General features: G+C 35.2%; 18 protein-coding genes. 13 read left to right on the top strand and 5 right to left on the bottom strand.

The window, feature by feature from the left end:
• Positions 1 to 146 precede the first annotated feature (146 nt).
• Positions 147 to 1,313, top strand: a complete 1,167-nt coding sequence (locus K5R64_RS10945; RefSeq protein WP_220763450.1) for an alginate lyase family protein — start codon at positions 147 to 149, stop codon at positions 1,311 to 1,313.
• Positions 1,314 to 1,405: 92 nt separating this feature from the next.
• Here the strand turns inward: K5R64_RS10945 and K5R64_RS10940 are convergent, their stop codons facing one another.
• Entirely contained in the window at positions 1,406 to 2,227 is an 822-nt protein-coding gene (locus K5R64_RS10940) for a hypothetical protein (protein WP_220763448.1), read from the bottom strand.
• A gap of 311 nt (positions 2,228 to 2,538) precedes the next feature.
• Here K5R64_RS10940 and pgmB point away from each other — a divergent pair, with 311 nt between their 5' ends.
• The 3 genes from pgmB to K5R64_RS10925 all read left to right on the top strand — a co-directional run bounded on the left by pgmB (position 2,539) and on the right by K5R64_RS10925 (position 7,551).
• Positions 2,539 to 3,207: a beta-phosphoglucomutase gene (gene pgmB, locus K5R64_RS10935; RefSeq protein ID WP_220763446.1), complete on the top strand. Its 669-nt coding sequence runs from the start codon at positions 2,539 to 2,541 to the stop codon at positions 3,205 to 3,207.
• Positions 3,208 to 3,263: 56 nt separating this feature from the next.
• Entirely contained in the window at positions 3,264 to 5,573 is a 2,310-nt protein-coding gene (locus K5R64_RS10930; protein WP_220763444.1) for a glycoside hydrolase family 65 protein, read from the top strand.
• A gap of 172 nt (positions 5,574 to 5,745) precedes the next feature.
• Positions 5,746 to 7,551, top strand: coding sequence for a hypothetical protein (locus tag K5R64_RS10925; protein WP_255580352.1), 1,806 nt, complete (start codon positions 5,746 to 5,748; stop codon positions 7,549 to 7,551).
• Between the two features lie 108 nt (positions 7,552 to 7,659).
• Here the strand turns inward: K5R64_RS10925 and K5R64_RS10920 are convergent, their stop codons facing one another.
• On the bottom strand, positions 7,660 to 8,340 hold the full coding sequence (locus K5R64_RS10920; protein ID WP_220763441.1) for a Crp/Fnr family transcriptional regulator: 681 nt from the start codon (positions 8,338 to 8,340) through the stop codon (positions 7,660 to 7,662).
• A gap of 106 nt (positions 8,341 to 8,446) precedes the next feature.
• Between K5R64_RS10920 and K5R64_RS10915 the strand changes: the two genes are divergently transcribed.
• From K5R64_RS10915 to K5R64_RS10880, 8 genes are all read left to right on the top strand, one after another.
• Positions 8,447 to 10,891, top strand: a complete 2,445-nt coding sequence (locus K5R64_RS10915; RefSeq protein WP_220763439.1) for a heavy metal translocating P-type ATPase metal-binding domain-containing protein — start codon at positions 8,447 to 8,449, stop codon at positions 10,889 to 10,891.
• A gap of 58 nt (positions 10,892 to 10,949) precedes the next feature.
• A complete protein-coding gene (ccoS, locus tag K5R64_RS10910; protein ID WP_220763437.1) occupies positions 10,950 to 11,156 on the top strand; it encodes a cbb3-type cytochrome oxidase assembly protein CcoS in 207 nt (68 codons plus the stop codon).
• Positions 11,157 to 11,217: 61 nt separating this feature from the next.
• Entirely contained in the window at positions 11,218 to 13,395 is a 2,178-nt protein-coding gene (ccoN, locus tag K5R64_RS10905) for a cytochrome-c oxidase, cbb3-type subunit I (protein ID WP_220763435.1), read from the top strand.
• Positions 13,396 to 13,539: 144 nt separating this feature from the next.
• Positions 13,540 to 13,713, top strand: coding sequence for a CcoQ/FixQ family Cbb3-type cytochrome c oxidase assembly chaperone (locus K5R64_RS10900; protein ID WP_220763433.1), 174 nt, complete (start codon positions 13,540 to 13,542; stop codon positions 13,711 to 13,713).
• Positions 13,714 to 13,731: 18 nt separating this feature from the next.
• Positions 13,732 to 14,631, top strand: coding sequence for a cbb3-type cytochrome c oxidase N-terminal domain-containing protein (locus K5R64_RS10895; RefSeq protein WP_220763431.1), 900 nt, complete (start codon positions 13,732 to 13,734; stop codon positions 14,629 to 14,631).
• 98 nt (positions 14,632 to 14,729) lie between these two features.
• Positions 14,730 to 16,148: a cytochrome c oxidase accessory protein CcoG gene (gene ccoG / locus K5R64_RS10890; protein WP_220763429.1), complete on the top strand. Its 1,419-nt coding sequence runs from the start codon at positions 14,730 to 14,732 to the stop codon at positions 16,146 to 16,148.
• Between the two features lie 142 nt (positions 16,149 to 16,290).
• On the top strand, positions 16,291 to 16,746 hold the full coding sequence (locus K5R64_RS10885; RefSeq protein ID WP_220764011.1) for a FixH family protein: 456 nt from the start codon (positions 16,291 to 16,293) through the stop codon (positions 16,744 to 16,746).
• A 96-nt stretch (positions 16,747 to 16,842) separates the two neighbouring features.
• Positions 16,843 to 17,544 (top strand): sulfite exporter TauE/SafE family protein, encoded by a 702-nt coding sequence (locus K5R64_RS10880; RefSeq protein ID WP_220763427.1) that lies wholly within the window; start codon positions 16,843 to 16,845, stop codon positions 17,542 to 17,544.
• Positions 17,545 to 17,655: 111 nt separating this feature from the next.
• Here K5R64_RS10880 and K5R64_RS10875 read toward each other — a convergent pair whose 3' ends face one another.
• The 3 genes from K5R64_RS10875 to K5R64_RS10865 form a co-directional block, all read right to left on the bottom strand.
• Positions 17,656 to 17,910 carry a hypothetical protein gene (locus K5R64_RS10875; protein ID WP_220763425.1) on the bottom strand — a complete coding sequence of 85 codons (255 nt, stop codon included), beginning with the start codon at positions 17,908 to 17,910 and terminating at the stop codon, positions 17,656 to 17,658.
• A gap of 223 nt (positions 17,911 to 18,133) precedes the next feature.
• Positions 18,134 to 19,498, bottom strand: a complete 1,365-nt coding sequence (gene hemN, locus K5R64_RS10870; RefSeq protein WP_220763423.1) for an oxygen-independent coproporphyrinogen III oxidase — start codon at positions 19,496 to 19,498, stop codon at positions 18,134 to 18,136.
• A 145-nt stretch (positions 19,499 to 19,643) separates the two neighbouring features.
• Positions 19,644 to 21,578 carry a DUF349 domain-containing protein gene (locus K5R64_RS10865; RefSeq protein WP_220763421.1) on the bottom strand — a complete coding sequence of 645 codons (1,935 nt, stop codon included), beginning with the start codon at positions 21,576 to 21,578 and terminating at the stop codon, positions 19,644 to 19,646.
• A 349-nt stretch (positions 21,579 to 21,927) separates the two neighbouring features.
• On the opposite strand from K5R64_RS10865, the gene K5R64_RS10860 reads away from it, so the two are divergent.
• Positions 21,928 to 23,070: a formylglycine-generating enzyme family protein gene (locus tag K5R64_RS10860; protein ID WP_255580351.1), complete on the top strand. Its 1,143-nt coding sequence runs from the start codon at positions 21,928 to 21,930 to the stop codon at positions 23,068 to 23,070.
• Positions 23,071 to 23,183: the final 113 nt, after the last annotated feature.

Here is a 23,183-nt window from a genome sequence, read left to right as displayed (position 1 = left end):
AGTATTTTTTTGATTTAATAAGGTGTGTTTTACGAGCTGCTTAATTTTTGATGTTTATTTTTTTTATAACGAAAGAACCGTTACTTTTGGTAATTAAAATTGGTTTACCAGTTTTTAAAACATTATTTAATTAATCAAAAACCTCCATGAAAAAAGCAGTATTAATTTTTTTATTGATTTATATTAATTCACTTGTTGCCCAAGTTTGTGTTTGGAATGGTAATAGTTTAGAACAAGCAAAAACTACTAATCCAATTTCTGTAGCACTTATCTTAAAAGATGCAACAAAAGAATTAACCAAAACCATTCGTGCCGTTACAGATAAGGAAATGATACCTCCTAGTGGTGACAAACACGATTATATGAGTATGGGAAGGTATTGGTGGCCAGACCCTACAAAATCGGATGGCTTGCCTTATATTCGTAAAGACGGTGTTTCAAATCCTGAAATCGAAAAACTAGATCGTTATCCTTTAGGTGATTTTGCTAGAGGAGTCGAGACATTAGCCCTAGCTTATTCCATTACTTCTGATGAAAAATTTGCACAAAAAGCAGTTGAGAATTTGCGAATTTGGTTCATCAATAAAGAAACTAAGATGAATCCCAATATGAATTTTGGGCAAACTGTACCAGGATTCCGAAATGGTTTAGGAAGAGGTGAAGGGGTTTTAGATACTTATTCTTTTGTAGAAATGCTAGATGGAGTTGAATTGCTTAAAAAATCGAAATTATTTACTACTAATGACCAATTGGCTATAAAAGAATGGTTTGAGGCTTATGTGAATTGGTTGCAAACATCTCCTGTTGCAAAGGAAGAACAAGAAGGCAAAAACAACCACGGAACGGCCTTTGATGTTCAATTGGCACGTTACGCAATGTTTATTGGGAATCAGGATTTGGCTAGACGCTTAGTAACTGAATTTCCAGAGAAAAGATTGTATAAACAAATTGAACCGAATGGCGCTCAACCTTTAGAATTGGAGAGAACGACCGCTTTTGGCTATTCGGTTTTTAATTTGACGCATTTTCTCGATATGTGTAAAATTGGACAAGTTTTGAAGATAGATTTGTTAGCGGCTCAATCCTCAGATGGAAGGAGCATATTAAAAGCTTTTGATTTTTTAATTCCATTTTACGGCAAACCAGCAGCTGATTTTCCATACAAACAAATTAAAGATTGGGAAGGGGTACAGCAAAAACTTTCTTGGCAATTGTACCGAGTAGATCAAATGTTGCCTAAACCCCAATATCAAAAATACTATGATGAAATACTAAAAACGGACAAAAAAAAGTATGAATTGGTGGTGTATTAAAAGGGAATTTAAAATGTAAGAAGGGTTTCGTTTTTAAAAAAGTCTCCAAAAAAGGAATACGATTTTGGAGACTTTTTTGTAGGGTTATTTTTTTAGTTGACTACTAATGAACGAATTGTTTTGTTGTTATAATCATCTTCAGTATCAGCATAAAAATAAAAGTACAAACCAAAATTATTAAGGAGATAAAAATAACTTTTTAATGTTGTAGTAGTATAGGTGTTTTTTGAATTTGAATTTCCTAATTTGTTAACAACCTGCGTCATGGTGCTGTTAGCATCATCAATTTTCCAACCATTACCTATTTCATAAGGATATTTAGTGTAAAACACTCGGCTATTGTTGGGCATATTAATATAAAAATTGGAACTGTTTACTTTAGCCGAAGTAATGATTTTTGAGCTTTTAATAACTACAAAATTAACACCCTTAGAGGGATATTCCCATAATTCAGTTGGTGTAGTAGCACCTGTAATGTCAGTTTTGACTTCGGCTTCACCTAAAAGTTTTAAGAGTTTATCTGATGAATCTACATTAATTGCGATTCCTTCAACCATTTTGAAATCAATCACTCCATGTTTGTAAAAATTGATAGGAATGTTTTTAGTTTTGGAATAGGTGTTGTTTCTTAATTCAGCATAAACTCTACCGCTAGTAGCATCAATGCTCGAAACTTCGTAAGTAGTATTAGAAATTTTAGTAATCTTCATTTTGGTATTAGAACTCGTGAGATTCGATTCCGTAAAACCAGTACCATCTAAGGTGATTATGATAGATTCTTCTAGGTAAACATCGCTTTTGTTGGCAGTTATTGAATTAAAAATGACGTCAGGATCTTTATTGTCATCTGAAGAACAAGAGATGAAAAGTGTTAAAAGAAGACAAAGTAGAAATAATACATTTAATTTTTTCATTAATAGATTTTTTTGGTGGTTAGTTGAAGGCAAACATATTGCTTTAGGAAATGGTTTACAATACCCACTTTTAGTGATATTACTAGCAATAAATAGCGTAATGCGCTTTACTTAATGGGCAACATGCAAAAGCCAGAACAGAAAAAATTATGGATTTATAATGCTTAAATTATGAATTCTGTATTTACCAAAAGCATTATTTGTCAAACTCTTTATTTTAATTTTAAATTTTTTGTTTGAAAACTAATTTGTGAAATAAATTTTTATATTTACAACTACCACATTATCTAAAACTAGTAGTACCATCAAAAATGACAGCCAAAAAAGCATTTATATTCGACTTAGACGGAGTGATTGTAGATACAGCCAAATACCATTACTTAGCTTGGAAAAAATTAGCAGATCAATTAGGGATTAATTTTACCTTAGAACATAATGAATTACTAAAAGGGGTAAGTAGAGTTCGTTCGTTAGATATTATTCTTGATTTGGGGGCTGTTGAGGCCTCTCAAGAAGATAAAAACAAATGGTTGGTTCAAAAGAATGAGGAATATTTATCCTATTTGGTAGATATGGATGAAAGCGAAATTTTACCAGGCGTTTTTCCTGTTTTAAAATATTTAAAGGAAAAAGGACAACCTATTGCTTTGGGGTCAGCCAGTAAAAATGCCCGACCAATATTAGAAAAAACAGGGATTTTACCTTATTTTGATGCCATTGTGGATGGTAATGATGTAAGTAATGCCAAACCCGATCCTGAAGTTTTTCTTAGAGCGGCTCAGTTACTTGATACCGCTCCTGAATATGCAGTGGTTTTTGAAGATTCTATAGCAGGAATCCAAGCGGCAAATAGTGCCAAAATGTTAAGTGTAGGAATTGGAGACGAAACAACCCTACACGAGGCTAAATATGTTTTTCAAGATTTTACTCATATTGACACTCATTTTATGGAAACTATAATAAATAAGAGAGTTAACTAATAATTGAACAACATACAATAAGCAATCAACGATATTTAATTCTTAAAGCAAAGTAGATGAACCAAGATTATATAAAGCCAGACAATTGGTCAATCATAGAAGAAGGATTTGATGTAGAACGAGTAAAATCATCCGAAAGTCTTTTTAGTATTGGAAATGGAGCCATGGGCCAAAGAGCTAATTTTGAAGAAAATTATTCAGGGAAAACATTCCAAGGAAGTTACATAGCAGGGATTTATTATCCTGATAAAACCAAAGTAGGTTGGTGGAAAAATGGATATCCAGAATATTTTGCCAAAGTATTAAACGCTCCTAACTGGATTGGTATTGATATCGAAATTGACGGTGAAACGTTAGATTTAAATCAATGTAAAAAAGTACTTAATTTTCGTAGAGAATTGAATATGAAAGAAGGGTGGTACCTTCGAACTTTTACGGCTGAATTGCAAAACGGTGTTCAAATTGAAGTGGCAATTCGTCGTTTTTTGTCCTTAGATATCGATGAAGTAGGAGTGATTCACTATGAAATTACACCTTTAAACCAGGAAGTAACGGTCGTATATAAACCTTATGTGGATGCGGGTGTTACTAACGAGGATGCCAATTGGGATGAAAAATTTTGGGAACCACTAGGTATTAAATACGAGGAGCACAGGGGGTTTGTCACTGCACAAACGTTTAAAACACATTTTAAAGTGACTACTTTTATGCATAACAGTATAATGGCTGACGGAAAATCATTGGATATTGCGCCATCACTTTGGGAAGCAACCACTGATCGTGTACAAAGTACGTATAGTGTTCAAGTAGGTCTTGGAAAAAAATCGGCAATTCAAAAAATTGGAGGTTATACGGTTTCTTTAAACCATACTGATACCCTAGAAGCCGCAAATCAAGTGATTATAAAAGCATTGACTATAGGATATGACCAATTATTGGCTAATCAAGTAGAAGCCTGGGCAAAGATTTGGGAAATGTCGGACATTACTATTGATGGAGATGTAAAAGCGCAACAAGGGATTCGTTTTAATATTTTTCAACTGAACCAAACGTATTTAGGAAAAGACAGCCGTTTGAATATTGGCCCCAAAGGATTCACAGGTGAAAAATACGGAGGTTCTACTTATTGGGATACTGAGGCTTATTGTATTCCGTTTTACATGGCGACCAAAGATCAGCAAGTGGCTCGTAATTTATTGACTTATCGTTACAATCAATTGGACAAAGCCATTGAAAATGCGACAAAGAATTTAGGTTTCAAAGAAGGAGCAGGAGCTGCTTTGTACCCGATGGTTACTATGAATGGTGAGGAATGCCATAACGAATGGGAAATTACTCATGAAGAAATCCATCGTAATGGAGCCATTGCTTTTGCCATATTCAATTATTACCGATACACGGGGGATTACTCCTATATTCCTGAAAAAGGACTGGAAGTTTTGATTGCTATTGCTCGTTACTGGCACCAAAGAGCTAGTTTTTCAAAGGCTAAAAATCAATATGTTATCTTAGGTGTTACGGGACCAAATGAGTACGAAAACAATGTCAATAATAACTTTTATACCAATTATATAGCAAAATGGTGTATAGATTATACTCACGAACAAATTCTAAAAGTATCATTAGAGTACCCGTTAGACCACAAACGTATAATTGAAAAAGTAAAATTAGCCGATGCAGAATTACAGGATTGGAAGAAAGTGTCTGGCAATATGTATTTCCCAAAATCAGATGAATTGGGCATCTATTTACAGCAAGACGGATTTTTGGATAAGGAATTAATTCCTGTAAAAGATTTAGATAAATCCCAACGTCCTATTAATCAAAAATGGTCTTGGGATCGTGTGTTACGTTCGCCTTACATTAAGCAAGCCGATGTTTTACAAGGATTTTATTTTTTTGAGGATCATTTTACAAAAGAGGAATTGCAACGTAATTTTGAGTTTTATGAATCCTTTACCGTTCACGAAAGTTCCTTGTCTCCTTGTGTGCACTCTATTCAAGCAGCAGCATTAGATAAAATGGATATGGCTTATGCCTTTTACCTTCGTACTTCTAGATTAGATTTAGACGATTACAACAAAGAGGTGGAAGAAGGTTGTCATATTACTTCGATGGCGGGAACATGGATGAGTATAGTAGAAGGTTTTGGAGGAATGCGTGTTAGAGACAATCAATTGCATTTTACTCCTAAAATTCCAAAAGAATGGAAAGCGTATTCGTTCAAAATTAATTTCCGTAACCAAATTTTACAAGTGCACTGTAATCATGATGGTACATCATTTGTAGTGGATGATGACAACGATTTAGAATTGGTTGTCAATGGTCAACGAATCATCGCTACCAAAAGAATTTTAGCTTCATAATAAGGTACTAAATAAAGATAAAAAGGTTTCAATACAGTGCTTACTGAGTTGAAACCTTTTTTGTTTTCCATAGTGTAGAGGCTAAAATGAGCTGAGGATGATATTTATCATATTTTAAAAAGAAGGCTTACTCTAATTTTGTCAAAATTCAGTAGTAATAAATTTTAAACGAATGATAAAAGCAACATCTCCTCACTCTTTTCATATCCCAGTAATGGGATTGGGATATACTATTGACAGTCCGATTCGAGTGGCGCATTACGGAATTTCATCAGTGGTTTCAATCGTAGATGATGAATTGATTGAAAAAATGAACCGATTTTACAGTCAAAAATTCCAATTGAAATACCAAGAAATTACGCAAAAGGTACACGATTACAGAGCCAAAAGAATTACAGCCTATTTGAATGTAATGGATACTATTGTCAAACAAAAATGCATTGATTTTAAACAGGAATTAGCGGAAAGCAAACAAGCCTTGTCTAATTTCATGGCTCTGTTGCCACAAACATCCGAATTGAAACAAGGACTTTTAAACATAGTAGATGAAGGCAAAGAAGCCCTATTACACTATCTCGAAAATCATTTACCTCAGGGCGCAATTGATGTCAATATCATGACCAAAGTCGATAAAGACAATTTTGATAAAGACCAACAATTGCCAACTGAATTCAATGATGCTCATGCTTCTTTGCGTGGCTTTGCAAATAGCAATTTAACTTCATCGGTGGTGTTATCGGCAGGGATGAATCCAAGGTTGTACAGTTATTTTGAGAATTTTGACTGTTTTTTTCCTGATGCCAATAACCAATTGGAAAAGAAAATTATTCTCAAAGTCAGTGATTTTCGTTCGGCAATGATTCAAGGGAATTTTTTAGCGAAAAAAGGACTTTGGGTATCTGAATACCGTATCGAATCAGGGTTGAATTGTGGCGGTCATGCTTTTGCTACAGAAGGATTGTTGCTGGGGCCTATTTTGGAGGAATTTAAAGCAAAGAAAACCCAGTTGATTCAATCCGCCCATGAGTTGATGGTAAAGGCTTTACAAGCCAAAGGTAAAAACGTTCCAACTAGTCCGTTAGAATTGAAAATTACCGCTCAAGGTGGTGTTGGGACAGCGCAAGAACACGATTTTTTATTGAAAGAATATCAGCTGGATTCTATTGGCTGGGGTTCTCCTTTTTTATTAGTCCCCGAGGCTACATCGGTGGATTCAGAAACCCGACAATTGCTTGCCAAAGCCAAAGAAGATGATTTTTATTTAAGTACTATTTCGCCACTTGGAATTCCGTTTAATGCTGTAAAAGGAACTACCAACGAATTATTGAAACAACAACGCATTCAGGCTGAAGTTCCTGGTAGTTCGTGTCCTAAAAAGTTTTTGGCGCTAAGCAAAGAATATGGTGCGAAAGGGATGTGTTCCGCGTCTCAAAAATACCAAGATTTGAAATTAGGTGAATTAGAAGCTGAAAAGAACCAAATCTCTGAAACGATCTACGCGCAACGTAAGTTTGCCATAACAGACAAATCTTGTTTGTGTGTAGGTTTGGCCAATGCTTCGTATTTAGAGAACGGAATTGCCCTTAAAGGACAAAAACAAGGGGTAATCGTATGTCCTGGACCTAATTTGGCGTACTTTGACCATGAGGTTTCATTGGCAGAAATGGTACAACACATTTACGGAATGTCATCGGTTTTGAATGTGGCAAACCGTCCCAATTTGTTTGTAAATGAATTGAAAATGTATGTGGATTATTTGAACAAAGAAATAGCTTCGTTTTCCGAAAATCTTACTGAGGGACAGATTAAAAAGTGGAAAACATTTAAAGCTAATTTGTTAAGTGGCGTTAGGTATTACCAAGAATTGTTTCGCAATCCTACGGTTTTACCCGAAAATAATTCGATTACCAAAGAACAATTGGAATCGTATGTTTCAGAAATTGAAGCGATTTTTATTCCTGAATTGGTCGTGACTTAGTTTTTTAAACATATAAGTCATTTAAGTTTTTTGACTTTTTACAGTTATAAAAGTTGAAAACATTTAAAATTAAAAGTACAAAGTAAATGGTTGAATGATCTATTTCGATTATTCAGCCATTTTTTTTAAGCTGTTGTGGTCTTTGAGGATGATTTTTTTTCCTTCCAATTCAATAAAACCTTGTTTTTTAAAATCGGATAGCAAACGAATACAGCTCTCGGTGGCGGTACCTATCATACCTGAAAGTTCTTCTCTTGTGAGTTGGATATGAAGCGAACCGTCTTTGTTTTTGCCAAAACTTGTTTCCAAATTTAAAAGGGTTGCAGCAAGTCGGGATTTTACGTTTTTTTGCGCCATAGCTACCATTTGGTCATCGGCTTCTTTCAAATCGCCACAAATGGATTTCATTACATTCATCGAAAACTGATTGTTTTTGTCAAAAAAAGCTAAGATTTCAGTTTTAGGAATAAAGCACACTTGCATGTCTTCTAGAGCAACGGCGGTTAAATTAGCGGGTTCATCACTAATCATAGAACGTTGTCCTAATAGCTCTCCCGGTTTAATAAGTTTGACAATTTGGTCTTTACCATTTGCACTGAGTTTGGATAATTTACAAACACCCTCTTTTATACAGTAAATTCCGTTTACGGATTCTCCTTCGGCAAAAATAGGCTCTCCTTTTTTGACGGTATAGGAAGTTTTGCAGTTCGCAATTTGCAACAATTCTTCTTTGTTTAAAGCTTTTAGCGAGCTAAATTCTCTAACGATACATTGTTCACATTTGCTCATTGTCTTACTTTTTTAATGAATTATCAAAAATACTACTTTCTATGATATATATCATATTTTAACCCACATTCATTAAAGAAATTTGCACTAGGTAAATGAGTAAATTATGGATACATCAAACTGTTTCCATTGCGGATTAGCAATTGTAAAAGCGGACGAAATTATTTTTGATAACAAAAATTTTTGTTGCAATGGCTGTCAAACGGTCTATGAAATTTTTTCAAACAACGATTTGACTTCTTATTATGATTTCGAAAAATCCCCTGGAGCTTCCCCTTTAACGATTCAAGGAAAATACGATTTTTTAGAAAATGATTCAATAGTTGCAAAACTATTGGACTTTGATGAACCCCCAACAGCGATAGTTTCGTTGCGTATTCCTCATATTCATTGCAGTTCTTGTATTTGGATTTTGGAAAACCTACACAAACTCGAAAAAGGAATCAGTAATTCTCAAGTCAATTTTCATCAAAAGACAGTACGCATCGTGTATGACAAAACAGCTGTAAGTCTCTATTCGATTGTATTGTTGTTGTGTAAAATTGGCTATGAGCCTTACATTAGTTTGGAAAACTATTCTTCAGAAACTCAAAAAAAAGATAGAAGCTTGACCTATAAATTAGGAGTTGCTTTTTTCAGTTTTGGAAACATTATGTTGCTTTCTTTTCCAGAGTATTTTGAAGTGGGCGAATATTGGTTGGACACTTACAAACCTTTTTTTAGAGGACTGATTTTTGCCTTGTCTTTACCTGCTTTTTTGTATTCTGCAAGTGGGTATTATATTTCGGCTTATAAAAGTATCCAGTCTAGGATGTTGAATATCGATGTGCCTATTGCTTTGGGAATCATAATCATGTTTATACGCAGTGTTGTTGATATCGCTTTTGATTACGGTTCAGGTTTTTTTGATAGTTTGACAGGACTTGTTTTTTTCATGCTTTTGGGAAAAGCATTCCAGCTAAAAACCTATAATTTCTTAAGTTTTGAACGAGATTTTAAATCCTACTTTCCAATTGCCATCACCCGAATGGGTCAAGGCAATAAAGAAGAAAGTGTTCCTGTTTACGAAATTGAAAAAGGAGACCGACTGCTTATTCGTAACCAAGAATTGATTCCAACCGATGGTATTTTGATAAGTGAGAATGCTTCGATTGATTATAGTTTTGTGACTGGCGAAGCTGTTCCGGTTACCAAAAAATCAGGTGACAAGATTTTTGCAGGAGGAAAACAAGTTGGGAAATTAATTGAAATGGAAGTGTTGCATTCGGTTTCACAAAGTTATCTGACTCAATTATGGAGTAATGATGTGTTCCAAAAAGCAGTGGTGCAAAAACACAAGAGTATCACCGATACGATAAGCCGTTATTTTACACCATTATTATTGCTTATCGCTTTTATATCCTTCGGGTACTGGATTTTTATAGATGTGGCTACTGCTTTTAATGTGTTTACAGCGGTATTGATTGTTGCTTGTCCTTGTGCATTGGCTTTAACAGCACCATTTACTCTTGGGAATGTGTTGCGCCTTGTAGGGAAACAAAAACTCTATCTCAAAAATGCGATGGTTATTGAGCAATTAGCTGCAGTAGATACGATTGTATTTGATAAAACGGGTACCATCACCACCAATGCCAAAGCACTAATCCATTATAAAGGAAAAACTCTTTCAGAAACGGATTTGATGCTATTGAAAAATACCCTTAGAGCGTCCAATCATCCGTTGAGTAGGATGTTGTATGATTATTTGCCCGAAATGGCTCAGATTAAAATAGATGATTATGAGGAGTTTACAGGCAAAGGAATTCAGGCTACTAAGGAGGGGGTCACCCTTAAGGTGGGTTCTGGAATATTTTGTGGATGGAATCAAGCAGCAACTTCTACGGATGAACCTTTAAACACCTCCGTCCATATTAGTATCAATGATGAGTATGTAGGAGTGTATGAATTTAAAAATCAATACCGAGAAGGATTAGAGACCTTATTTCAAAACTTAAAAAAGCATTACAAATTAATCGTGTTATCTGGTGATAATGAGGGTGAAAGAACCACTTTGGAACGTATTTTACCTAAGGAAACAACCCTAGTTTTTAATCAAAAGCCAGATGAAAAACTTGAATACATCAAGCAATTGCAAGATGAAGGTAAAAATGTTATGATGGTAGGTGACGGATTGAACGATGCAGGAGCATTAGCACAAAGTAATGTAGGAATTTCGATTTCGGAAAATGTGAATGTGTTTTCTCCAGCCTGCGATGGAATTTTGGAAGCCAGTATGTTCTATAAAATCCAATATTTTTTACAGCTGTCGCAAAAGTCAATGCGCATTATCAAAATGAGTTTTGGTTTGTCATTGCTCTACAATGTTGTGGGCTTGTTATTTGCTGTTACAGGACATTTGTTGCCTTTAGTCGCTGCTATTTTGATGCCCTTGAGTACGATTACTATCGTGAGTTTTGTAACGATTATGAGTAATTATTATGCACAAAAATTGGAGGTGAAAGTTAGAAAAGAAACAGAAGGATTACCTCTTCAATTCTTTTCCAAAGCATGATAAATATCATATTTATTCCCAAAGTCAAGGTCTAATTTTGTTAACACAAATGTAAGGTATGAGTGTAATTTATTTATTAATCTCAATTAGTATAGTAGTTGCGATTGCTTTTTTTATCGCCTTTGTAATGGCGGTCAAAACAGGCCAATACGATGATGATTATACGCCATCAGTTCGGATGCTTTTTGACGACGAACTATCAAAAAAGAAAGACATAATCCCAGATTCAAAACAAGAAAGTGGTCATTCATTAACTAATGAGTAATTCACCATCCTAGGTGTCTTGGAACTAAAACCAAATTTTAAACTATTTTAATTCTTACTATATGGAAATGCAACAGTTTTATTACGATAACAAAATTGTTAAAAAATTCATCTACGCCACCATAGTCTTTGGGGTAGTAGGTATGGCAGTCGGGCTATTATTGGCAACACTGTTTTTATTCCCCAATCTTACCGATGGAATTTCGTGGTTAAGTTTTGGACGTTTACGTCCTTTACATACAAACGCAGTCATTTTTGCCTTTGTAGGGAATGCCATGTTTGCGGGAGTTTATTACTCATTGCAACGCTTATTGAAAGCCCGAATGTATAGTGATTTTTTAAGTAATCTTAACTTCTGGGGATGGCAATTCATTATTCTGGCTGCTGCGATTTCGCTACCCTTAGGGTATACAACCTCTAAAGAGTATGCGGAGTTAGAATGGCCTATTGATATTGCTATTGCTTTGATTTGGGTTGTTTTTGGTATCAATATGATTGGAACCATTTTAAAAAGAAGAGAACGCCATTTGTATGTGGCCATTTGGTTTTATATAGCCACTTTTGTTACGGTTGCCGTGTTGCATATTTTCAACAGTTTGGCTTTACCAGTATCAGCAATGAAGAGTTATTCGGTTTATGCTGGAGTTCAGGATGCTTTGGTACAATGGTGGTATGGACATAATGCTGTGGCTTTTTTCTTGACGACTCCTTTTTTAGGATTGATGTACTACTATATTCCTAAAGCGGCAAATCGTCCTGTATATTCTTATCGTTTGTCTATTGTGCATTTTTGGTCCTTAATATTTTTGTACATCTGGGCTGGACCGCACCACTTATTGTATTCTGCTTTGCCTAATTGGGCACAAAACTTAGGAGTTGTATTTTCAGTAATGTTGATTGCACCTTCTTGGGGTGGAATGATTAATGGTTTGCTTACCCTTCGTGGTGCTTGGGATAAAGTACGAACAGAACCCGTGTTGAAATTTTTTGTGGTAGCGATTACAGGTTACGGAATGGCAACTTTTGAAGGGCCAATGTTATCACTTAAAAATGTAAATGCCATAGCGCATTTTACAGATTGGATTGTTGCTCACGTACACGTAGGAGCTTTGGCTTGGAATGGTTTTATGGCTTTTGGATTGATTTATTGGTTGGTACCTCGAATGTCAAAAGGACCTTTGTACTCTTTAAAATTGGCCAACGCTCATTTCTGGTTGGGAACACTCGGAATCATTTTGTATGCTTTGCCAATGTACGTAGCTGGTTTTGTGCAAGCTTCGATGTGGAAACAATTCAACCCTGACGGAACGCTGACTTACGGGAATTTCTTAGAAACCGTTACTCAAATTATTCCAATGTATTGGATGCGAGCTATTGGTGGAACCATGTACATCATTGGAACATTCATTTTGGTTTACAACATTTACAAAACCATTGTTGCCAATAACGCAATCGAAGATGAATTGGCTGAAGCACCCGCATTGGAAAGAATCAGCACTGGTCGTTTGAGAGGAGAAAAATTCCATACTTGGCTAGAACGCAAACCAATTCAGTTAACTATTCTGGCTACGGTAGCTATTTTAATTGGAGGAATTATCCAAATTGTACCTACCATTATGGTCAAATCTAACATTCCAACCATTACAAGCGTTAAACCGTATTCACCATTAGAACTAGAAGGCCGTGATTTATACATTCGTGAGGGATGCGTGGGATGTCATTCGCAAATGGTGCGTCCGTTCCGTAGTGAAGTAGAACGTTATGGTCCACAATCTAAGGCTGGGGAATTTGTGTATGATCATCCGTTTTTGTGGGGTTCAAAACGCACAGGCCCCGATTTGTTACGAGTAGGTGAAAAGTACAACGACAATTGGCATTTCAACCACATGTGGAATCCTCAAAGTACTTCTTCTGGCTCTATTATGCCAGGGTACAAATGGCTGTTTGATAACAAAGCATTGGATATAACAGATATTGAAACCAAAATGAAAACCATGCAAGACCTGGGTGTTCCATATTCAAATGATGAGGTAGCTAATGCCAAAAAAGCAATTGAGGAACAATCTGCTAAAATTGAAGAAAATCTTAAATCAGATCCTGATTTTGTCAAAAGCTATGAAGAAAGCAAAAAACGTGCTGCTGCCAAAGGAGAAAAATTTGTCCCTATGAAAGACCGTGAAATTGTTGCCTTGATAGCCTACATACAGCGATTAGGAACGGATATTAAAGTGAAGAGATAGATTTATAAATTGTTTAAAAGTTTAAAGGTTTAAAAGTTTCAATGCTAGAAATAATAAAATCGTTATATAAAGCACTGATTGTTTAGCTAAAAAAACTTTAAACTCTTAAACACTTAAACCTTTAAACTAAAAAAAGTAAAAATTATGTTCGAACAAATCAAACACAATATGGAGACTATCGCAGGAGTGTCTATATATCCCATTCTTTCCTTGCTTATTTTCTTTTTCTTTTTTGTAGGATTAGCAATTTGGGTGGTTTCTTATAAAAAGGAAAAAATAGAGGAATTGAGTAATATTCCTTTGAACGATAAAATATAATTTGAAAAACTAATTGTAATGAAAAAAATAATTCCTAACTATCTAAGAGTACTGCTGATTTTCTTTTTGATTTTTGGCGCAATGGAATTTGTTATAGATTCGGGAGATCGTCCTGCATTTATCAAATATCCAATGGTCTCTGTGTTTTTATTTGTGTTTTTATTTCTCTTGATCGCTGTTGAAATCACCATAAGTGCTATTGACAATGTGATGTACAATTTGTTGTCTGATGAAGAAAAAGCAAAACAAGAAACCGAAGCTCACTTACCCTTAAAGGAAACAGACTGGTACAAAAATATAATGCAAAAATTGACTCGTACACAACCTATGGAAAACGAGCAAGAGATAATTCTGCACCATGATTATGATGGCATCAAGGAGCTAGATAACAATTTGCCGCCTTGGTGGGTGTATTTGTTTTATATCTGTATTATTTTTTCGGTGGTGTACTTAGTTCGCTATGAAATTATGGGAGCTGATAATCAAGAAATGGAGCTCCAAAAAGAATTGGCTCAAGCCAAAATTGAGGTAGAGGAATACATGAAAACAGCACCCGACTTAATGGATGAAAAAACGGTTACACTCTTGACGGAACCAGCCGATTTAGAAATTGGGAAATCATTATTTACCACCAATTGTGCGGCTTGTCATAGAGCTGATGGGGGCGGACAAATTGGGCCTAACCTAACTGACGAACATTGGATTTTGGGCGGCGGTATCAAAAATATTTTCCATACCATTACTAATGGGGGACGTGATGGTAAAGGAATGATTGCTTGGAAAGGAACTTTGAAACCAAAAGAAATCCAAAAAATAGCGAGTTATATCATTTCGCTTAAAGGCAGTAATCCTAAAGATGCTAAAGCCCCAGATGGTGATATTTGGGTAGAAGAAGCCGCTGCTCCAGTGGAAAAATAAAAATTATAACCATAGATTTCACAGTTTAGAAGGATTAAAGAAATCCTTTTAATCCGTGGCAATAAATAGATAATCTAGGGTAATAAATACCAAATAAAATGTCAAAAGTACCAAACGAAGCTTTTAGAGACAGTATCGGAACAATAGATGCCGAGGGAAAACGAAAGTTTATTTTTCCTAAAAAACCATCGGGTAAGTTTTATAATTACCGTAAATGGGTGAGTTACGTTTTATTGTTGATTTTAGTTGCCAATCCATTTATCAAAATCAATGGCAATCAATTCATGTTATTCAACATATTCGAACGCCGATTTAACATTTTTGGATTCCCTTTTTGGCCACAGGATTTCTACATCTTTGTCTTATTTATGATTGTAGGGGTGGTTTTTGTTATTCTATTTACGGTAATTTTTGGTAGAATATTTTGCGGCTGGATTTGTCCCCAAACTATTTTCCTCGAGATGGTATTCAGGCGAATCGAATACTGGATTGAAGGGGATAGGGGGGCGCAACTGCGATTGAGTAAACAAGAATGGAATGCCGAAAAAATTAGAAAAAAAGGGATAAAATGGTTTTTGTTCTTGTTGATTTCTTTTGGCATAGCCAATGTATTTTTGGCCTACATCATCGGTAGCGATACTTTGTTTCAAATGATGGAAGAAGGACCTGTGCAACACCTGAAAACCTTTATTTCGCTAGCACTATTTACAGGAGTGTTTTACTTCGTTTTTGTTTGGTTTAGAGAACAGGTTTGTATCATTGCTTGTCCCTATGGCCGATTGCAAGGGGTGTTACTAGACAATAAGTCCATTAATGTCGCTTATGATTTTGTTCGTGGAGAAAAAGAATTGGGCAGAGCCAAATTCAACAAACAAGAAAATAGAGCTCTAACAGGGAAGGGCGATTGTATCGATTGCCATCAATGTGTTCATGTGTGTCCTACGGGAATTGATATTCGCAATGGAACCCAATTAGAATGTGTGAATTGTACCGCTTGTATTGATGCTTGTGATGCCATTATGGAAAGTGTGAATTTGCCCAAAGGGTTAATTCGATACGCCTCAGAAGACGAGATTGAGAAAAAAGCCCCTTTTAAATTCACTGCCCGAATGAAAGGATACACGGCTATTTTAACCATTTTGATGGGAATATTACTGGGTCTATTGTTTTTGAGAAATGACGTCGAAGCTACCATTTTGCGATTGCCTGGACAATTATTCCAACACAAGGGCGAAAATATAAGCAACATTTACACTTTCAAAATTATTAATAAAACCAATAAGGAGTTCAAGGACATCCGCTTTGAATTAGTGGGCATCAAAGGGCAATTATCCATTGTAGGTAAATCGGGTTTCAAAGTACCTAAACAAGGCATGAGTAGTGGAACCTTGTTTATTGAAATCAACCAATACCTTTTAGAAAGTGATAAAACGAGGTTGGAAATTGAGGTTTATGAAGGGAACCAAAAAATCGAAACGACCACCACTACTTTTTTAAGTCCAAGGAGTTTTGATTGATTCACCTCGAAGGGAGAATTTGCAGTGGACGGATTTTAAAACTAAAAAAAAAAGACAATTCAGAATTCAATTAAAAAAAAAGACAATGATAAAAGACAGTTCAACGACAACAGATAGAGCACCCCTTTCGGGGTCTTGGGGGATTCACATCAATTGGGGAACAGGAATCGTCATTGCCATTGCTTTGTTCATGAGTTTTATATTGTATTTTGTTGTCAAAGTACAATCTAATTCTAAATATGATAACGAATTGGTTGTTGAGGAATATTACAAACAAGATGCTCATTATCAGGACGAAATCAATCAGTTGCAAAACGCTCATGATTTGTCCCATCAACCTACTTTTGATCAGACAGCAAAAGGCATCACAGTAACTTTTCCATCCGAATTTGACTTTACGAAACTAACGGGAGAATTGTCCCTTTACCGACCGTCAAACAAGAAATTAGATTTCGAAATGCCTATTTCGTTGACTAATTCTAATCCATCTTTACTCATACCTAAAACAAGATTGGTTGGCGGTCGTTGGGACATTACTTTGCATTGGCAATACGAAGGAAAAGAATACATGACTAAGGAAACCGTTTATATAAATTAAGGATTAAGGTGCTGAGATACTAAGTTTTTAAAGAAAATAAAGCAACGTATTTTAATCTCAGAACCTTAAATTCTCAGTATCTCAGTATCTAAAAAAATGCTCTACACCGCTTTCATATTTGGATTAATCAGTAGTTTTCATTGCGTGGGGATGTGCGGTCCTATTGCGATGATGCTCCCTGTTGACCAGTACAATCCTGTAAAAAAAACAACTCAAATCATTACCTACCATTTGGGGCGTTTAACCGCTTATGGGATGATTGGACTGTTGTTTGGATTGCTAGGGCGCGGACTTTTTATAGCTGGTTTTCAACAAAAGCTATCGGTGTTTATCGGGATTGCCATGATTTTGGTTGTTCTGCTCCCCGAAAGGAAACTAGCACAATACAATTTTTCAAAACCCATATTCAGAATGGTATCCCAAATTAAATCCAGGTTAGGGCAACAGTTCAAAAACAAGAGTTATCGTTCGTTATTTACTATTGGTCTTCTCAATGGTTTTTTGCCTTGCGGAATGGTTTATGTGGCTCTTTTTGGAGCGGTTGCCATGCAGAGTGCCAGTTTGGGAGTTGTGTATATGTTTTTATTTGGTTTAGGAACTGTGCCTTTGATGAGTATAGTAGTTTATATTCAGCGTTTTTTGACGGTTTCCGTTCGAAACAAAATTCAAAAAGTACTTCCGTATGTGGCAGTTCTTATTGGAATTCTTTTTATACTTAGAGGATTGGGATTAGGGATTCCTTATGTGTCGCCTTCTACCATGAGTTTGTTTGTGCAAGCTCAGGCGAATTGTCATTAGTTTATTATTCCATAAAGAATCTTTAGTGATAAAAAATACCCCTAAAGCATGTTGTACTTTTTAGGGGTATTCTACACGAACCCCTTTTGAGGGTTCCTATTTTTGAGATTCTTATTTGTTTATATTTACTTCGGTTTTATTATTTCCATCTTTGGATGAAAATTCTAGTCCGTTTTTATCGACGCTAACCGAAGTTCCGTCTGGATTTTCAGTTTTAACTACCGTATCAGTATCTTTCTCAACAATTACAGTATTTGTTTTTTCGATTACATGAGTGGATTCTTCTGCAGGTTCTTCGTTTTTATCTTTACAACTAAAAATGCTTAATAAGGCTACACTTGCAAGTACTAGGGTTATTTTTTTCATGATTTTGATTTTTAAATGTTAGTAACGGCTAAGTTAATACCTGTTTTGTACAACTATTTTACATGATTTTTTGTTAATGTTGTCTAATTCCCATGTTTTCATTTTTTAATCGATAACAATTGCTCTAGGGATGTTGATTGTTGATTTTAATTTTAAAATTCGAATTATAATGGGAAAAGATGGTAGTAGGCAAATGAAAATTTCAATTAAACCAGTATGACCATTAAATGGTGAGCGAGAATAATTGGTGCTGAGGTGATTTTAGTTTCAAGCGAACATCAAATGCCATACAAATGTTACGGACATAGGGTTTCCCTTTTTCGGTTACTACAATCTGTGTGGGGTATAACTTCAACAGACCATCTTTTTCCATTTCGTTTAATTGCGCGGTAATTTGAGGAATTTCACTAAAATAATCTTCATGGTTTACCCATGAAGTCTGGAATTGGCACATCAAATTTAAAATGTGTTTGCGAACAATTAAATCTTCATTTGTTAGGACATGACCTCTGTAAATAGGCAATTCGTTTCGCGCTATCAATTGGTAATAGTCTTCAATGGTTTTTACATTTTGTGCAAAACTATACCAACTATCACTTATGGATGAGACACCTAAACCAATCATTAATTGGGTTTTTGAGGAACTATATCCCATAAAGTTACGATGTAATCTTCCAGTTTGAAAGGATTGATGCAAGCTATCATCAGGTAGGGCAAAATGATCCATCCCAATTTCGTTATACCCATTTTTGGTTAACAAAATTTTGCCAATTTCATATAGTTTTCTTTTTTCGTCGTCTTGAGGCAAATCATCGTCTTTAAAACCACGTTGTCCGTTGCCTTTAATCCAAGGAACATGTGCATAACTGTAAAAAGCCAATCGGTCAGGTTGTAACGATTTTGTCTTTTCGATGGTGTCAACTACGTTTTCTATTGTTTGAAATGGCAAGCCAAAAATAATATCATGTCCAATGGAAGTATAACCAATTTCACGAGCCCACAAGGTTACTTTGGCAACATTATGAAAAGGCTGGTTGCGATTGATGGCTTGTTGTACTTTTTCGGAATAGTCTTGCACACCAAAACTAACTCTTCTGAAACCCAAATCAAATAGCGTTTGTAAGTGTTGACGTGTGGTGTTATTAGGGTGACCTTCAAAACTAAATTCGTGTTGAGGTGCTTTTATAGCTCTTTGGAATAGTCCTTCGATGAGGATTTGAAGTTGTGTTGTAGCAAAAAAAGTAGGGGTACCTCCGCCCAAATGAATTTCCTTGATTGTAGGTTTTTCAGGGAGTAAATCACAATACAAATTCCACTCTTTAAGCAAAGCCTGAATGTAAGGAGATTCAAGTTCATGGTTTTTGGTAATTCTTTTATTACAACCACAAAAAGTACATAAGCTTTCGCAAAAAGGCAAATGAATATAAAGACTAATCCCTTCGGAGTCATTACTTTCTATGAAAGATTTTTGCAGACTAGCTATCCAATCATTTTTAGTAAAATGAATTTCGTCCCAATAGGGAACAGTAGGGTAGCTAGTATATCTAGGGCCAGGAACATTGTATTTTTGTACCAGTGATTTTGTCATATCGAAGTTCTTTTTCAATAGTCAAAATTAGGTTTGAAGAAGGAGATTAAAAATGATAATTGTCATGGTTATCATTTTTTAGAAAACATAAAAAAACCTCAAACTAAATTTTAGCTTGAGGTTAGTGTTATTTTTAAATAATAAGTTACTCTTGGTTCAGATTACGTAATTGGGCTAATTTCTCTTTCCAAATTTCAAGATTTTCTTTGTGAATGGCAATGTTTTTACGAACTTCTAACACAATTGAATTTTCTTTTTTGGCGTTTTTAGTATTGGTAAAAAACTGAATGTTATTTTCTAATTGAAAGATTTCATTTTGCAATTCATCAATTTTACGAATGATAAAAATCTTTTCGTTTTCTATTTTTTGAACATCATTGTTTTCAGAAAGTGTGTCCAAACGATTTGCAAATCGCATCAAATCGCCTTCTTTTTTGCTCAAGCTCAATTTGTCAAAAAGAGCATCTAATATTTTATTGAATTTGCCTTCAATATGTCTTCTTTGAAAAGGAACTTTTCCAAAACTTTTCCAAGTTTCAATATGGGCTTTGATGGCATCTAAATCTGTTTTATGGTCACCAATTAATTGAAATTCTTTCAAATGCTCTAGATAAGCTTTCTTTTTGTCAAAAGCTTCAATTTCTTCACTGTTTTCTTCGTTTTTGAATTCTTTTAGCTTGTCAAAATAATGGTTGCAGGCTGTTTTAAATTCTTTCCAAATTTTATCAGAATATTTTCTGGGTACATGGCCTATTTGTTTCCACTCGTTCTGAATTTGTTTCATGATTGGAGTGGTAGCATCAAAATCGGTGCTGTCTTTTAGTTCTTGTGCTTTGGCCACTAGTTCATTCTTTTTAGCCAAATTTTCATTTTGCTCGCGTTTGATTTCTTTGTAAAATGAATTTTTGAAAGCATTAAAATTTCGAACAGCCGTTTTGAAAGCAGCCCAAGTTTCTTCATTAGCCTCAGCTGGAACTTTACCGGCATTAAAGAAAGCGGTTCGTAAAGCCTCTACTTTTTCTATTTGTATCAACCATTGCGAATGCGAATTAACTTTTATCGTTCCCAGAGTTTCAATCTCAGCGATAATGGCTTGTTTTGCTTTTAAATTCTCAACTTCGGTGCCTCTTTGTTTTTCAAAAAGTTGCTCTCTTTTGTCGTGTATTTGTTTGGTATAATCACTGAATTGATTCCAAATTTCATCGCGATGTTCTCTAGAAACAGGTCCAATATCTTCTTTCCAAATGCGATGAAGGTTTTGTAATTCTCGAAAAGCTTTGTTAATGTCCGGTTCATGAACGAGCGCAGCCACTCTTTCAATTATTTTTTGTTTTTGCTCTAGGTTGTGTTTAAAGTCTAAATCTCGAGCTTCTCTGTCAAGGTGTAGGTAATCATAAAAATTCTCAACATGAAAGTGGTAATTGTTCCAAACGTGATTGTATTTGTCTTTTGGAATAGGCCCCGCATTTTTCCATCTTTCTCTTAATTCATTGAAATGTTTTAAGGTGTTTTTGATGTTTTCTTGTGGATTGATTAACTCTTTCAATTCTTCCACAATGGCTAGTCGGGTTTCTAGATTGACTTTAAGATTGGTTTCTAGGCTCTTGAAATGAGCGTTTTTTTTATTTTTATATTCAGTGTAAAAATGATCAAATGTTGTTTTTAAAGGCAAATGATATTCAAATTCTTCTGTAGTATCTGGATTTTCGGCATGAAATTCTTCTTTTTTTTCTTCGATAAAGTGGGTGTACTTATTCAAAAAAGATTTTTTAATTTCATCAATATGTTCCTTAATCGACATCACTTTATTCGTAGCTACTAATTTTTGTAATTCATCTACGAGTGATTCCATGGATAAGGTATCATAGTCAAGCATGGGGATATCATGACGTTCTTTTAGCGATTCGTCTTCTCCTTCTTCGGCATTCGATGCTTCAATTGCATTTAATGCGTTTTGGTGGGCATCAGAGGTTTGTTCAGAAGAATTTTCCTTTTTGTTTGATTCTGTCGATGATTCTTGTGAATCAGTAATTAAGTTTCCATCTGCATCTTGCAGGTTATCGTGTTGTTCTTCTAACATTGGTTCAATGTTTTAAGGTTTGTAATATTTGAACACGAAAGATACTAAAGAGTGGTTGAAATACAAAAACAAATCTTTTTTTTAGTTGTTTTTGTGTGTAAAAACTTCTTAATAAGCTGTTTTTTCTAGAGATTTTGAGGTTTATTAAACCATTACAATCTTATTAAGTCTAATTTTTTACCGTAAAAAGAAGTTTTAAGAGGATTTTTTATCAAAATGAGCTAAAGAAAATGCTGAATGTTGCGTTAAAATTTTTCAAAAAAAGAAACAATCCGTAGCATATTCCATTCGAAAACAAGAACTTTGTTTGTTGGCAACTATGATAAACCAAAATAATTTAATAAATACTGTGAATAAAAAACAAAAAAGAATTGGTCTTTACGCATTGGTAGGACTAGGAGTGATTACAATAGGCTTTGGATATACAAAATATTTTAAAGCCCCAAAAGATAGTGTTGCTGAAGTATGTTTAGATGATAATTCAGTAGAAAGAAGTGCCTTGTACCAACCAACTATTGAAAATAAAAACAATAAACCAGCTACTCCTGCACCCGAAGGAATGGTTTGGATACCAGGAGGGGAATTTTCAATGGGTAGCGATGTAGCCGATGAAAGTTTATGTAGTATCAAAGGCATTACCAAAGATGCTTCACCTATTCATAGAGTATATGTAGACGGCTTTTGGATGGACGAATCAGAGGTGACAAATGATCAATTTGCTGCTTTTGTAAAGGCAACAGGTTATGTTACCGTAGCAGAGAAAAAGCCCACACCTGAAGAATTGCCTAATGTTCCTGTGGAATATTTGATTGCGGGTTCCGCTATTTTTAAACCTACGCCACATAAAGTTGATTTGAATAATTTCTTGCAATGGTGGGATTTTGTTGAAGGAACAAATTGGAAACATCCATTAGGACCTGGGAGTGATTTAAAAGGAAAGGGAAATTATCCCGTGGTACACGTAGCTTATGAAGATGCTGTTGCGTATGCAAAATGGGCTGGAAAACGTTTGCCTACAGAGGCCGAGTGGGAGTTTGCTGCTCGTGGTGGTAAAGCTGGTGAATTGTATGCTTGGGGAAATACCTTGAAAGTGGATGGCAAATTCCAAGCCAATATTTTTGAAGGAACTTTTCCGGTTGAAAAAGGAGATACGGGTGAAGATGGTTTTGTAGGGATTGCACCTGTAAAACAATACAAGCCTAATGCGTATGGTCTGTATGATGTAGGAGGAAACGTTTGGGAATGGGTACACGATTGGTATAGTGAAACCTATTATGCAGAAATTAGCCAAGAAGGAAAAGTAGTTCGCAATCCCAAAGGACCAGAGACTCCACCTTATGATACTACGGGTAATAATGAATTGAAAAGAGTGCACCGCGGAGGTTCGTTCTTATGTACTAGTGAATACTGTAGTCGTTATATGGTAGGAACAAGAGGTAATGGCGAAATTAAATCGGGTGCCAATCACTTAGGTTTTAGATGTGTAAAATAAAATAATAGTTTTTTTAATAAGGTAATGTGGTCAAAAATAGTTGGTGATTTTTGATTTTAGATTAATTAAATTTCACCATCAAATTGAAGAGGACATTGGCTCTGCTGAGGAGC

It is taken from the genome of Flavobacterium sp. UMI-01 (genome assembly GCF_019656315.1).
In the GTDB taxonomy this organism is placed as follows: Bacteria; Bacteroidota; Bacteroidia; order Flavobacteriales; family Flavobacteriaceae; genus Flavobacterium.
This window is presented reverse-complemented; position numbering and strand designations above follow the sequence as displayed.